Raw genomic sequence first — 12776 nt, forward strand, 5'->3', positions numbered from 1 at the left:
GAGTCTCGCCATTCCCCTACGCCCCCTAACCAAGGAAGGTTCTCGAAACTACTACTTAAAAATCACTTGTATGGTTATGAGAAGTGAATGATATAAACTCTAGCCCAATTGACGTTTAGCATAGGCAAATGCTTGATACAAGGCACTTTATGCCAGCCTAGGGGAGATGAATTGGAACCTTCCTTATGAATACAGGTGTTCTAATCATCCACTTCCCTCAACCATTTAAACTGCCCCTGTTAGAAGTGGTTTCGAGACACTTATAAGGTAAAGGGGCGGAGGGAAACGGTGAGACTCCTATGGGACGTGTGGGACAGGTGAGACCCCGGAAGGCATAGCCTGAGGAGGCTCACCGCCCGCCCCATGGAAAGTGTTCAAATGCGGAATCGTCCTGGTAGACACGACTGGCATAAGCAGAACAGCAACGGAATGTGCTTTTCATTCCTTTGCTGTTCTGCTTATGACGCGAGTGTCTGGACGATGGAGCAAGACGAACCTTTTCCCGCAGCCCCTAGAACCACACACTAGTCTCGAAACTGAGTTTTCCACTAAAGGGAGCGTTTTTTGAATTCCGTTTTATTGAGCATAAAAAGATGGAATAGGGGATTTTGCTTTTTAAGATGAGGGGATTCCCCGATATTTTATTTCCCATCCGATCGATACAATAGAACTAGATCAAATGAAGGGAAGAGGGGGCGGAATGGTTATGAAAAAACAGGAGGATCAAACAGATTTGAGGGGGACCCTTGTGAGCGTTCTGGCCGTTGGGGCCATCATTATAGTCATGTGGGTGAGCATCTACTTTTTATATATTCAGAGGTTATAGGAGGGGAAGGTCATGCATTTACACAAATATGAAAAAATCTGGCTTATTTTCGGGATTACGGCACTCATTATCTTTTTATCTGTCGTTGGCGTAAGCGCCTTCCATCAGGGACATACACCTTCGGGAGGTCATATGAAAATCGATCCCGATAAGGTTTCTGAAACAGCTCCCTTCGATCAGCCGGGGGTGCACGAGAAAGAAGATGGTACCTATGAAGTGGTAATGGTGGGGAAAGCTTTCGGGTACGACCCTGGAAAAATTCAAGTACCTGCAGGGAAAGAGGTCATGTTTACCGTTACAAGTTCAGATGTCGTTCACAGCTTTTCCGTCGTCGGAACAAATGTGAACATGATGGTGGTTCCGGGGGAGATCAACCATAAAAAGCATACGTTCCAAGAGCCTGGTACGTATCTGGTTATTTGTAATGAGTATTGTGGATCCGGCCACCATTTTATGAGCACAGAAATCGAGGTGGTTGAACAATGATAATGGGACAAATAGCAAAGGGAGAACGGAAACTGGCTCTTGCGAACTTAGGTTTTGCTTATGCGGCTTTCTTAATTGGGACACTTTGTGGTCTTCTTCAGGTGTTTATAAGAAATGACGCTCTAACGTTGCCTGGGTGGCTGGATTATTACCAAGTGTTAACGGCTCATGGACTATTGCTTGCTATCGTCTTCACGACATTCTTCATTTTTGCCTTTTTTCAGGCCGGGATGAGCCGGTCAATTGGGTCATTCGGTCCTAAAGTCCTTTTGTGGAATTGGATTGGCTTTGTTGTAACGTCATTAGGAACCCTTTTAGTTGTCATCATGGTGATCGGAGGCCAGGCTTCAGTCCTCTATACCTTTTATGCCCCTTTACAGGCTCACGGGCTGTTTTATGTAGGCCTTGCCTTATTTGTCATCGGTACGTGGGTACAGGGGTTTGCTTTAATTGGTCACTACCAGGTATGGAGAAAACAAAATAAAGGAGAACTCAGTCCGTTATTTGCGTTTATGACGGTGGCTACGATTATTCTGTGGGTCATCGCCTGTCTTGGGGTTGTAGCATCTGTTCTCTTTCAGTTTATCCCATGGGCCTTCGGGATGGTGGACGGAATCAACGTCGAATTGAGCCGTTCTTTGTTCTGGTATTTCGGTCATCCACTCGTTTACTTCTGGTTACTTCCTGCGTATATGGCATGGTATGTAATTGTACCGAAAATTCTCGGAACGAAGGTTTTCAGTGATTCGCTTGTACGGTTATCGTTCGTTCTGTTTATTCTTTTCTCCATTCCTGTCGGTTTTCACCATCAGTTGACAGAGCCAGGGATCGCAAGTTTTTGGAAGTTTCTACAAACAGTATTGACGTTTATGGTCATCATTCCTTCTTTGATGACAGCCTTCTCTATGTTTGCCACGTTTGAGTTACGGGGCAGGGAGCTTGGAGGAAAAGGTTTGTTTGGATGGTTCCGGAAGCTGCCATGGAAGGATGTTCGGTTCACCTCTATCTTTATCGCCATGGCTTTCTTTATTCCTGGTGGAGCAGGCGGAATCATTAATGCAAGTTTCCAGATGAATGAAGTGATCCACAACACACTATGGGTCGTGGGCCACTTTCATATTACGGTCGGGACACCTGTGGCCATGACATTCTTTGGTCTGACGTTTTGGCTGATCCCGTACTTGACTGGAAGACGTTTTACGAAAGCTCTTCAAAAGCTCGCTTTTATTCAAATCATTTCATGGTCAGTGGGGATGCTTCTCATGAGTACAGCCCAGCATGTATTGGGGTTGATGGGCGCTCCGAGACGTACCGCCTATACAGGCTATGCTCATGATGATGCACTTGCGTGGTTTGATGGTATTTTATCCAATCATGTGACGATGGCTGTCGGCGGATCTATTCTCTTCTTGTCGGCCTCGCTGCTAATATTCATTGTCATTCAATTGTGGTGGGTGGCACCTAAGGCTGACGCTCATCAAGCAGAATCGTTTCCTTTAGCACCCAGCGATGCTACGGCTACACCAAGATTTTTGGAAAACTGGAAGCTTTGGATCGGAATCGCTTTTGTACTCATCGCTGTTGCTTACACGATTCCTTTAGCGGATCTCATCCAACATGCACCACCGGGTTCAGGAAGATTCCAAACCTGGTAGGAGAGGGGGGAATACCATGTCATTCGCATTTGCATTTACAGTCGCGTGCATCCCGTTGTTCATTATTGTTAGTACGATTCTTGTAGATTTACAAACGGAGGAATAAAAAGAGAACGTCGTGACTACTCACGGCGTTCTCTTCATTTCCCAGGAAATATGAAATTACGAAGCTACTGGCTGCCGGTCTTCTTTAATGTATCTTGCCTGAATCAGTCGTTTTCTGACGATGATGCCAATCCAGCTGGCAAGAAAAGCTTTAATGAGTCCGACAGCGATAAAAGGATAGACGCCAGCGGCAAGAGCCTGGTTCCAGTTCATATCAAGAACAAACTTTAACTGGATCGTTCCACATATTAACGTAATGATCATACCTGTCACATTCGCAACGATGGCCATAGGTAAGTTAAAGGACGTTTTCTCTAAAATATAACCGGTGAAGAATGCTGTGACAATAAAGCCGAATATGTAACCACCAGTCGGCCCAGCAAGAACTTGAGCACCGCCACTGAATCCTGCGAAAACAGGAAGTCCGACAGCCCCTAGAGCTGCATACCCAACCATCGCAACTGCTCCCTGCCTGCTTCCTAGAATGGTAGCTGTGAGCCCGACAGCTAATGTTTGTCCACTGATGGGTACAACCGGAAGGGGGATTTCGATTTGAGCCATAATGGCTGTCAGTGCCGCAAACAATGCTCCGTTTACAATGAATCTCAATTTTTTACTTTCTGGTGACATATTTTACACTCCTTTGTTAACCTTTTATACATATAAGTTAACATAAAACAGGTGAGTATATTAGAAAATTCCAAACATTTTTCCTTATAATAGGAAAAATGGCGGAAGCATAGGTATTGAGCTTCATTTTCACTTAACTATTCCTTGATATAAACGGTCCAAATGTGTCAGAGTTTTTAAACTATCTCTAAGGTGGTACAAAAAAGATTTGAGATGAGGTAGAATAGGGTAATGTAAAATTAACGGAGGTTTTACAATGTTTACAAACAATAAATATATTAATAAAAAAACTGGTTTAAAACTACTAGTCTACTTATTTGTAATCGGTCTTTTTTGGTTGAAAATGAATTATATACAAACAAGCATCTTTTCACTGAATGTGGAGAATTCTAATGAAGCAAACATTCTGGCATTCAATCCACTGAGCAGTATCTTTCTCATCTTTGGACTGGGGATTTTGCTTGCCGGACGTCGGGGTATGTTCTTTTCCTATATCTTAGGCTCCATTCTTTTATACGTAAATGTTCTCTTTTATAGAGAATACAATGATTTCATTACGATCCCGATGTTAAACCAGGTAGCAAACCTCGCGGACCTCGGAGGCAGTATCACGACGATTATGAGTCCGGTCGATGCCTTGCTGTTTGTCGATGTTCTCATTGCAGCTTTTCTATTATTCTACTTGAAACCCTCACGCTTCCAGGTATTCAAGCCAAAGCGCTGGGAAGGTATCGTTCTAGCTATTGTTGCCATTCCTTTGTTCATGATTAACCTGCAATGGGCAGAGCAGGAACGAACAGATCTCTTAGAGCGTACGTTCGATCGTAATATGCTCGTTAAGTATATTGGTGTCATCAATTACCATGTCTATGATGTGGTGTTGCAGGGGAAAACCGAGATGAAAAAGACGCTGGCGGACAGTAACGAACTTGTACCGGTCATCAACTATTTGAACGAAAATAAATCGGAAGACAGCGATCGTTTAGAAGGTGTCGCAGAAGGTAAAAACGTCATAGTACTTTCTCTGGAAAGTACACAGACCTTTGTTGTCGACAATACGTTGCACGGAGAAGAATTGACTCCTTACTTCAATGACCTGAAAGAAGAAGGAATCTACTTTGATAACTTCTATCACCAAGTGAAGCAGGGACGTACGTCAGACTCCGAGTTTTTACTTGCGAACTCTATGTATCCATTAAACCGTGGTGCGGTTTTCTTCACTCATTCATCAAATGAATATGAAGGGCTTCCAAGTTTACTTGGCGAGAATGGCTATTTTACCAGCTCCATGCACGCGAATGATAAAACGTTCTGGAACCGTAATGTGATGTATGATTCGCTAGGCTATGATGAATATTTCTCCAAGGAAGATTACGCTGTCACTCCGGAAAAATCACACGGCTGGGGTTATTTGGATGAATATTTCTTCGAGGATTCTTTGAATATGATGAAAGAAATGGATAAACCTTTCTACTCGAAGATGATTACGTTGACGAACCATTATCCATTCACACTTCCTGAAGAGCAAAAGTTCATCGAAGAAGGGGAGACAGGGAGTGGTACGTTGAACCGTTACTTCCAAACCATACGTTATCAGGATGAAGCTTTGAAGAAGTTCGTTGAAGAATTCAAGAATTCAGAGCTTTATGATGATACCATCCTCGTCATGTATGGGGACCACTTCGGAATTTCTGAAAACCACCAAAAAGCGATGGGTGAGTACCTGGATAAAGAGATTAACGACTACGAACAATTCCAGTTGCAGCGTGTTCCGATGTTGATTTACGGAAAAGGAATTGACGCTGAGAAAAACCATACGGTTGGGGGTCAAGTTGATCTGCGCCCAACATTGACCAATTTGCTGGGTATCCAAGATGATAACCCTATACAATTCGGACACGACCTTCTTGATAAGGATCGCCGTCAATTGATGATTACTCGTGATGGTAACTTTGCAAGCGAAGAATATGTAGGTATTCAAGGAACGTGTTATAATCGCGAGACAGGGGAAGAGCTGGAAGCTGACCTTTGTAATGAAGGGTTCGAGAAGGCCCAGGAGGAATTGGAGATGTCTGATTCAATCATCTATGGTGACTTGCTGCGTTACCTGGATGAAACAGAGATGGTCCAAAGCGAGAGTACTGAACCAAATCAAAATAAACAAGAAAAATAAGCAAAAACCTCTCTCCTGATAAAAGGAGAGAGGTTTTTTGATGGGATGATACATAGATATTTCTATGAGGGATAACCCCCCATGACCAAACGGATCCAGTCCATTTCACTTTTCGTGAAGATGACCACGTTGAATTTGTCAGTTCTGAAGCCCTTAACTCTTTGGTCGGTCCCCTGCCCCCTATAAACAAATCCAGTTCATGGGAAGTAATTAGAAGTGTGGATCGACAGAAAAGCAGGAGGATAGTCAGGCAACCTAAATAGGGGATTATACAGGCATGTACCTAAAGAAAGAGCAGCGACCCTCTAAGGTCCTGCTCTTTCTGTGTACTCAGTATTAGAAGATATCCATCCATACTTTGATTGTTGTTCCTAAAATCAATAGCGCGAGTACAGTCTGTAGAATCTTTGTATTTACTTTTTTACCAGCCATCGCTCCAAGTGGTGCAGCAATCAAACTTGCCACAACCATAATCGCTGCAGGGAAGTATTCGACCTGCCCTGTCGTCACTTTTCCGACTGTTGCTCCGATGGATGAAATCAACGTAATTGCAAGAGAAGAGGCAATGGTCATTCTTGTCGGTATCTTAAGCACGACAAGCATGATGGGTACCAACAAGAAAGCTCCTGCCGCACCGACAATTCCTGCTCCTACTCCTACGATAAGAGCTAGAATAGCAGCTAGAGATTTGTTAAAGGTGACCTCATCCAACGGCTTGTCATCAATACCTTTTTTCGGTACGAACATCATAACGGTCGCAATTAAAGCAAGAACACCGTAAACAATATTAATGCCGTCTTCAGCCATGAACCTTGATCCATAACCACCTATGAAGCTACCGATCAAAATACTGACACCCATATATAAAATGAGCTCTTTGTTCAGGAAACCGCCTTTACGGTAGGCCCAAACACCACCGATGGTCGCGAAAAAGACCTGCACGGCACTGATGCCGGATACTTCATGGGCGGTGAAGGCTGTAAAACCAACAAGCGGCGGTATATAAAGCAGCATTGGATATTTGATGATGGAACCCCCGATGCCGAGCATTCCGGATATATAAGATCCTATGAAGCCGATAAGAAAGATCGTGATGATTAATCCGAATTCCATAGTCTGTTTACCTCCTATAAAAAAGGGAACCGTCCTAGGTTCCCTTTATTCCATAATGTTCTTCAGGTGATTCCTGATTATTCGCCCTTTTTAATCCAGAACTTGAATACACCGTTATCTTCTTCTGTTTGTAGAAGTTCGTGACCTCCGGACTTCGCCCATGCAGTCAAATCTGCCTTTGCACCTTGATCTGTTGCGTGGATTTCAAGTACTTCTCCAGCTTCGATGTCCTTCATTGCTTTCTTTGTTTTCACAATTGGCATTGGGCAAGCTAGTCCTGTTGCATCAAGTGTTTTTGTTACGTTCATAATTAAATACCTCCAAATGTTTATTAATTGATTGTAGGGGAGCCTGGATTCGCAGGCTCATGAGTTTTTATCTTACAGCACAACGGTTCGGGCCGATTTCCATTTCACGCTGTTCTTCATTGTCCGGGCTGATTTTACCCATGTTTGTTTCACGGATCTCTTGATAAGCATTCGGTTGAGGTGGCAGGTTTTCTGTCACCATTTTTCTAAACTCATCTTGATCATCGATGTTCAATCCGTGGTTCTTTTCAAATAGAGTTCCCAGTTTTTCTGCAACAGTACCGTCTTCGTTCAACTCATCCATGATCATGAAGTGAGCTGGAAGGACGATCAGTTCGTCAGAAAGCTCTTTATAACGTGTATAAAGGGTTTCTCTCAGGTCCATGACCCAGTCATCGGCTTTCCCGGCAAGATCTGGACGTCCGATAGAGTCGATGAACAGGATGTCACCTGTCATCAAGTATTGATCATCCACGACGAAAGAAGTAGATCCTTTCGTGTGGCCAGGAGAATACAACGCATGAATATCAATGTTTGTATTTCCTACAGTGACATGGTCTCCATCACGAAGGGGTTGGTAATCGAATGTCACTTCACCAGCATCTTCTGGAGGGAGCCAGTACGTGGCACCTGTTTGTTCTGCAATCTTGCGTCCACCAGAAATGTGGTCGGCATGCAAGTGCGTATCAAAAACGTTTGTGATTTTTACACCTATTTCTTTAGCGAAATCAACATACACATCTGTCATTCTTGTAGAGTCAATGATTGCTGCTTCCCCGTTAGATACAACCATGTAGGAAAGGCAGCCTTTACCGATACGTACGAACTGATAAAGCTCGCCGCCATCTTTCAGGTCATTGACTTTGATCGGCTCCAAGTGCTCACTCCAGGCTTTCATTCCGCCTTCTACGGAGTAAACATTTTCGAATCCTTCTTCTACAAGCATTTCAGCAACCATTTGAGAAGAACCGCCTTTGGCACAAACGACAGCAATTTCTTTATCTTTTGGCAGCTGATCTGCGATCTCTTCGACACCATCAAGGAGATCGAAATAAGGAACGTTCAAGTAAGAAAAGTTTTCACCTTCGATTTTCCAGTCTTGGTACGCATCTTCTGTTCGGACATCAAGAAGGAATAGCTCTTCATTGTTCAACACTTTATTAGTAATTTCTTTTACCGTCATGTTTTTAACAGTCATCTTATTACCTCCCAGGGTATTAATTTTAGTAAAAAAATATAGAATTAAAGCTTCGTCGTTTCGCCATTCCAGCCACTCATGCCTGGAACAACATTGTAAACATTCTCAAAACCTTTTTCTGTCAGTTTCTGTGCAGCAAGATCACTTCTGCTTCCTGTACGGCAGACGATATAAATGTTTTTCGTACGATCCAGTTCATCTGCACGTTCTTCAAGTTCACCAAGAGGGATAGACGTGGCTTCAGGGATATGCTCAAACGCATATTCCGCAGATTCGCGCACATCCAGGATAAGGACGTTCTCGTTTTTGCGAAGACTATTCAAATCTTCGTTGTTTGCAACATTCAGATGTTTCTTCTCCTGTTCTTCTTCACCGCTTGATTTGCGGACATAGTGCTTGAGTACATCTCCCTCTTCAATCGTACCCAAGTACTGATGACCTGCACTTTTCGTCCATGCTTCAAGGTCTGCTTTAGATCCTTTATCAGTGGCTTGAATTTCAAGGACCTGCCCAGCTTCAATGTCCTTCATTGTTTTCTTTGTCTTCACAATTGGCATAGGACATGCTAATCCTTTGGCATCTAACGTAAGATCTGTTTTCAGTTCCATTCTTACATTCCTCCTCTACCCTTATAGGGGGATTTATTTCGTTGGACCTTCCCAGCTCATCATGCCGCCTTCCATGTTCGTCACATCGAAACCTTTATCTTCAAGAATTTGTGATGCACGGCCACTGCGGCCACCGGAACGACAAACCATGATATAAGATTTATCCTTATCCAATTCATCTGCGCGCTCTTCGACAGTCCCTAGAGCGATGTGTTTCGCACCAGGAATCATTCCTTCAGCGACTTCCTCGTCTTCACGGACATCGATAATGTTTAGTTCTTTACCTTCAGATAGTCTTTCTTCTACTTCTTTAGCTGTCATTGTTTTCATAAATGATACCTCCTAATTAGATAAACAGGTTAACATTGCCGTCTTCCGCATCTGCAAGGTAGGCAGCAACGCCTGCGTATTGAATGTCATCAAGCAATTCTTCTTTTTGCAATCCTAGTAGGTCCATCGTCATTGTACATGCGACCAAGTTGATTTCCTGCTCTTGAGCCATATCAATAAGATCAGGCAACGGCATCGCATTGTGTTTTTTCATGACGTCTTTGATCATCTTAGGACCAAATCCTGCAAAGTTCATTTTTGATATGCCCATCTTATCTGCTCCACGCGGCATCATTTTACCAAACATTTTCTCCATGAAGCCTTTCTTTACTTGAATGCTTTCATCCTTACGTAGAGCATTCAGCCCCCAGAACGTGTGGAAAATCGTAACTTCGTGATCGTAGGCGGCTGCTCCGTTTGCAATGATATAGGCAGCCATTGCTTTATCATAATCCCCGCTGAATAAAATAATATTCGTCTTTTTTGTTTCAGACATGTTTCATCCTCCTAATAGTATATAGTTATACGCGTATGGGTATATTATATTGTAAAAAAATTTATCTGCTTTTGACAAGCAACTGAACAGCTTCGTTAATCGAAGCTTCTTTGTTTTCTTGATCGTCGGCATCCTGGATGCACTCCACAAGGTTGGAGCTTACCACGAGCCCGATCGCACGGTCAATCGCGCTTCTGGAAGCGGAAAGCTGCGTAATGACATCTTTGCAGTCTTTATTTTCTTCCATCATTTTTAAAACGCCTCGCAACTGACCTTCTAGACGTTTCACTCTGTTCTTCATTGCGTCATTGTATTCCATCGAATTGACCTCCCTTGTGAAGTTTTTTTCTGTCGCTGTTGAACAGTACATGACTAATAATATACCCCATTAGGTATAATGTCAACACCCCGGCACGTATTTTTTTGGATAAGGGGCTCTATCCCGTGTAAAGCTAAGTGGGAGGTGAAGAATATGGAGATGTGGATGGATACACTCAGAGTGATGGGAAGGATATTGACCATCTTGCCCTTACTATTAGGGGTTGGCCTGTTCATGGGGAAAAGATCGATTGGAGAATTGCCTGTCTTCGATTTTTTAGTTGTGCTTGTTTTAGGTTCTGTTGTCGGGGCAGATATTGCCGATCCAAAGATTAATCATATACATACGGTTACAGCAATTATTGCCATTGCGCTTTTACAAAAGTTCATTGTATGGCTGAAGCTTTGGAACAGACAAATAGGAAAGATGCTGACGTTTGAGCCGACAATTGTAATTTTTGAAGGGGAAATGGTGGAAGAGAACATCTCTCGTATCCATTATTCTCTTGATAACATAACTCATATGCTCAGAGAACAGAAAGTATTTGCTCTTAGTAGTGTCGAGCTTGGAATCATCGAACCGAATGGACAGCTATCCGTTAAACTAAAAAACGCTAATGAAGCCGTAACTCGTGCAGATATGGGTTTACCATATAGGGGCGGGGGTTATGATATCCCTTTAATTTTGGATGGTCAACTGCAACCAGACCTTTTAACTCGAACAGGTCGGGACATGGAGTGGTTACATACGAACCTGGGTACCCATAATGTATCGGATGTCTTTTATGGCGCGCTTACGAGCCAGGGGGAATTCCATTTCACATTAAAGGGTAAACAGACAGAGCCTTTACCTCCCATAGAACATTGATAGACTTTGGGTATGAAGGTTAAACGGAATCCTTGTTAATTAAAATTAAGAAAGAGCTGCTATAATGAGCAGCTCTTTGAGATGGTTACACGCTTTGATCCATGCATTTTTTCAAACGGTCTTCGATGTCACTTGCCATCTCCTGGATATGATCATCCTCAACCATTTGAGTAAGAGAGGTAGGTTTAGGCATACCGATTTTCGTTTTGCTTCCATCTTGATAGACTACCATCTTACACGGGAGGAAATAGCCAGCCATAATGTTTTCATTTAACACGCGCTGCGCCTCTTTAGGGTTACAGACTTCCAAGACTTTAAATTCTTTTTCAAATTCCAGTCCTTTTTCATGAAGCTTATCTTTGATGTCAAAGTTCCATAACACGCCAAACTTTGCCTCTTTCAAATTAGCCTCAAGGCTTTCGATCGCTTCATCCATACCTTTGTCCGTTTCTACCGTGTAGTGAAACATGAAATACCTCCTTGAAAATAAGTTCTTCTTATCCATACCCATTAAGGTATGAAAATAATCATCGGATCGCAGTGCTCTTTTCCTTTATGAGGAAGAGGGGAAAAACAGGTTTTTGAATGTAAAACTACTCGAGCCTCCACAGGTAGTCTTTTGAATTGTGTATGGAAGTTCCTTATATTAAAATGGGTACATTAGAGAGAGGACGTGAATCACATGACAAAAGACATCAAATTGATTGCTCTGGACTTAGATGGAACCACTGTCAATCATGAAGGCGAAGTATCCGAGGCAAATAAAGAAGCTATAAAAAAAGCGAAGGAAAAAGGCATCCACGTTGTATTGAGTACAGGAAGATCTTTATCCCGATGCCGTAAAATCGCTGAAGACCTCGGCCGTTCTTCCTATATCGTTACGATCAATGGCGGAGAGATTTATGATCACGAGTTTAACCTCGTGGAGCAAAATAAGCTCGAACATAAACATGTGGAACGTCTATGGGAATTGAAGAAAGAGCATGGCCTCTATTTTTGGTCCTCAACCGTTCAAGGCTTGTACAACAGCCAAAATCCATTCGACCAAGAGGTTGTAGATTACGATTGGTTGAAGTTCGGCTTTGATATACAAGATGATGAAGTAAGACAAGTCATTCTCGAGGAAGTCAATGCGAATGAAAACCTGGAAGTCACCAACTCCAGTCCAACTAACATAGAAATCAATCCTGTAGGTGTAAATAAAGCAGCGGCTCTCATGAAAGTCTGCCAGTGGCTTGATTTAGATATGGATCAGGTGATGGCTGTAGGCGACAGCATGAACGATATCGCAATGATTCGCGAAGCAGGTTTCGGCGTCGCGATGGGGAATGCCCAGGAGCCAGTAAAAAAAGAAGCAGACTTTGTAACAGCGTCTAATAAAGAAGACGGCGTCGCTTTTGCCATTGAAAAAGTCATAGACTAATTTTAAAAAGAACCAGTCCGAACCGGGCTGGTTCTTTTTATCTACTGTTCCATTAAAGCTCCCTTTAGTTGAAGTCTCAGTTTCGAGACTTCTGTTGGGTGGATGGGGGCTGCGGGGAATAGCTCGCTTTCCGCGGGAGCGCGGTGAGCCTCCTCGGACTGCGTCCTGTGGGGTCTCACCCTGCACTTTTTTCCTCTTAGATATCCGGTTCCGGCGCCTAGCGGCTAGTGAGACTTCCC

General features: G+C 43.2%; 15 protein-coding genes. 6 read left to right on the forward strand and 9 right to left on the reverse strand.

Annotation, left to right across the window (positions count from 1 at the left end):
- The first annotated feature begins 706 nt into the window (after window positions 1-706).
- From VKA52_RS03880 to VKA52_RS03890, 3 genes are read left to right on the forward strand one after another with little or no spacing between them, the layout of a single operon-like run.
- Window positions 707-826: a cytochrome C oxidase subunit II gene (locus tag VKA52_RS03880; protein WP_160910642.1), complete on the forward strand. Its 120-nt coding sequence runs from the start codon at window positions 707-709 to the stop codon at window positions 824-826.
- Between the two features lie 12 nt (window positions 827-838).
- Window positions 839-1312 carry a cytochrome c oxidase subunit II gene (locus VKA52_RS03885; protein WP_160910643.1) on the forward strand — a complete coding sequence of 158 codons (474 nt, stop codon included), beginning with the start codon at window positions 839-841 and terminating at the stop codon, window positions 1310-1312.
- Window positions 1309-2967 (forward strand): b(o/a)3-type cytochrome-c oxidase subunit 1, encoded by a 1659-nt coding sequence (locus VKA52_RS03890; protein WP_326314257.1) that lies wholly within the window; start codon window positions 1309-1311, stop codon window positions 2965-2967. Before VKA52_RS03885 ends, VKA52_RS03890 begins: the two co-directional genes overlap by 4 nt.
- A 162-nt stretch (window positions 2968-3129) precedes the next feature.
- Here VKA52_RS03890 and VKA52_RS03895 read toward each other — a convergent pair whose 3' ends face one another.
- The gene (locus VKA52_RS03895; RefSeq protein ID WP_326314258.1) at window positions 3130-3702 is read right to left on the reverse strand and encodes a biotin transporter BioY; all 573 of its coding nucleotides are present in this window, start codon (window positions 3700-3702) and stop codon (window positions 3130-3132) included.
- 256 nt (window positions 3703-3958) lie between these two features.
- On the opposite strand from VKA52_RS03895, the gene VKA52_RS03900 reads away from it, so the two are divergent.
- Window positions 3959-5875 carry an LTA synthase family protein gene (locus VKA52_RS03900; protein WP_326314259.1) on the forward strand — a complete coding sequence of 639 codons (1917 nt, stop codon included), beginning with the start codon at window positions 3959-3961 and terminating at the stop codon, window positions 5873-5875.
- A 336-nt stretch (window positions 5876-6211) separates the two neighbouring features.
- Here VKA52_RS03900 and VKA52_RS03905 read toward each other — a convergent pair whose 3' ends face one another.
- The 7 genes from VKA52_RS03905 to VKA52_RS03935 form a co-directional block, all read right to left on the reverse strand.
- Window positions 6212-6988, reverse strand: coding sequence for a sulfite exporter TauE/SafE family protein (locus VKA52_RS03905; protein ID WP_326314260.1), 777 nt, complete (start codon window positions 6986-6988; stop codon window positions 6212-6214).
- A 77-nt stretch (window positions 6989-7065) separates the two neighbouring features.
- Complete coding sequence (locus VKA52_RS03910; RefSeq protein ID WP_089654675.1) at window positions 7066-7296, reverse strand: sulfurtransferase TusA family protein; 231 nt, start codon at window positions 7294-7296, stop codon at window positions 7066-7068.
- Between the two features lie 67 nt (window positions 7297-7363).
- Window positions 7364-8494 carry an MBL fold metallo-hydrolase gene (locus tag VKA52_RS03915; protein ID WP_326314261.1) on the reverse strand — a complete coding sequence of 377 codons (1131 nt, stop codon included), beginning with the start codon at window positions 8492-8494 and terminating at the stop codon, window positions 7364-7366.
- Between the two features lie 44 nt (window positions 8495-8538).
- Window positions 8539-9102, reverse strand: a complete 564-nt coding sequence (locus VKA52_RS03920) for a sulfurtransferase TusA family protein (protein WP_326314262.1) — start codon at window positions 9100-9102, stop codon at window positions 8539-8541.
- A 33-nt stretch (window positions 9103-9135) separates the two neighbouring features.
- Window positions 9136-9432 carry a rhodanese-like domain-containing protein gene (locus tag VKA52_RS03925; protein ID WP_160910651.1) on the reverse strand — a complete coding sequence of 99 codons (297 nt, stop codon included), beginning with the start codon at window positions 9430-9432 and terminating at the stop codon, window positions 9136-9138.
- 16 nt (window positions 9433-9448) lie between these two features.
- Window positions 9449-9928 (reverse strand): DsrE/DsrF/DrsH-like family protein, encoded by a 480-nt coding sequence (locus VKA52_RS03930; protein WP_160910652.1) that lies wholly within the window; start codon window positions 9926-9928, stop codon window positions 9449-9451.
- Between the two features lie 61 nt (window positions 9929-9989).
- A complete protein-coding gene (locus tag VKA52_RS03935) occupies window positions 9990-10247 on the reverse strand; it encodes a metal-sensitive transcriptional regulator (RefSeq protein WP_160910653.1) in 258 nt (85 codons plus the stop codon).
- A 153-nt stretch (window positions 10248-10400) separates the two neighbouring features.
- Here VKA52_RS03935 and VKA52_RS03940 point away from each other — a divergent pair, with 153 nt between their 5' ends.
- On the forward strand, window positions 10401-11114 hold the full coding sequence (locus VKA52_RS03940) for a DUF421 domain-containing protein (protein WP_237417390.1): 714 nt from the start codon (window positions 10401-10403) through the stop codon (window positions 11112-11114).
- Window positions 11115-11199: 85 nt separating this feature from the next.
- On the opposite strand, the gene VKA52_RS03945 is transcribed toward VKA52_RS03940, so the two are convergent.
- Window positions 11200-11583 (reverse strand): DUF302 domain-containing protein, encoded by a 384-nt coding sequence (locus VKA52_RS03945; protein ID WP_160910654.1) that lies wholly within the window; start codon window positions 11581-11583, stop codon window positions 11200-11202.
- Between the two features lie 213 nt (window positions 11584-11796).
- On the opposite strand from VKA52_RS03945, the gene VKA52_RS03950 reads away from it, so the two are divergent.
- Window positions 11797-12537: a Cof-type HAD-IIB family hydrolase gene (locus tag VKA52_RS03950; protein ID WP_326314263.1), complete on the forward strand. Its 741-nt coding sequence runs from the start codon at window positions 11797-11799 to the stop codon at window positions 12535-12537.
- Window positions 12538-12776: the final 239 nt, after the last annotated feature.

The sequence above is a fragment of the Halobacillus sp. HZG1 genome (genome assembly GCF_035818575.1).
Taxonomy (GTDB): domain Bacteria; phylum Bacillota; class Bacilli; order Bacillales; family Halobacillaceae; genus Halobacillus; species Halobacillus litoralis.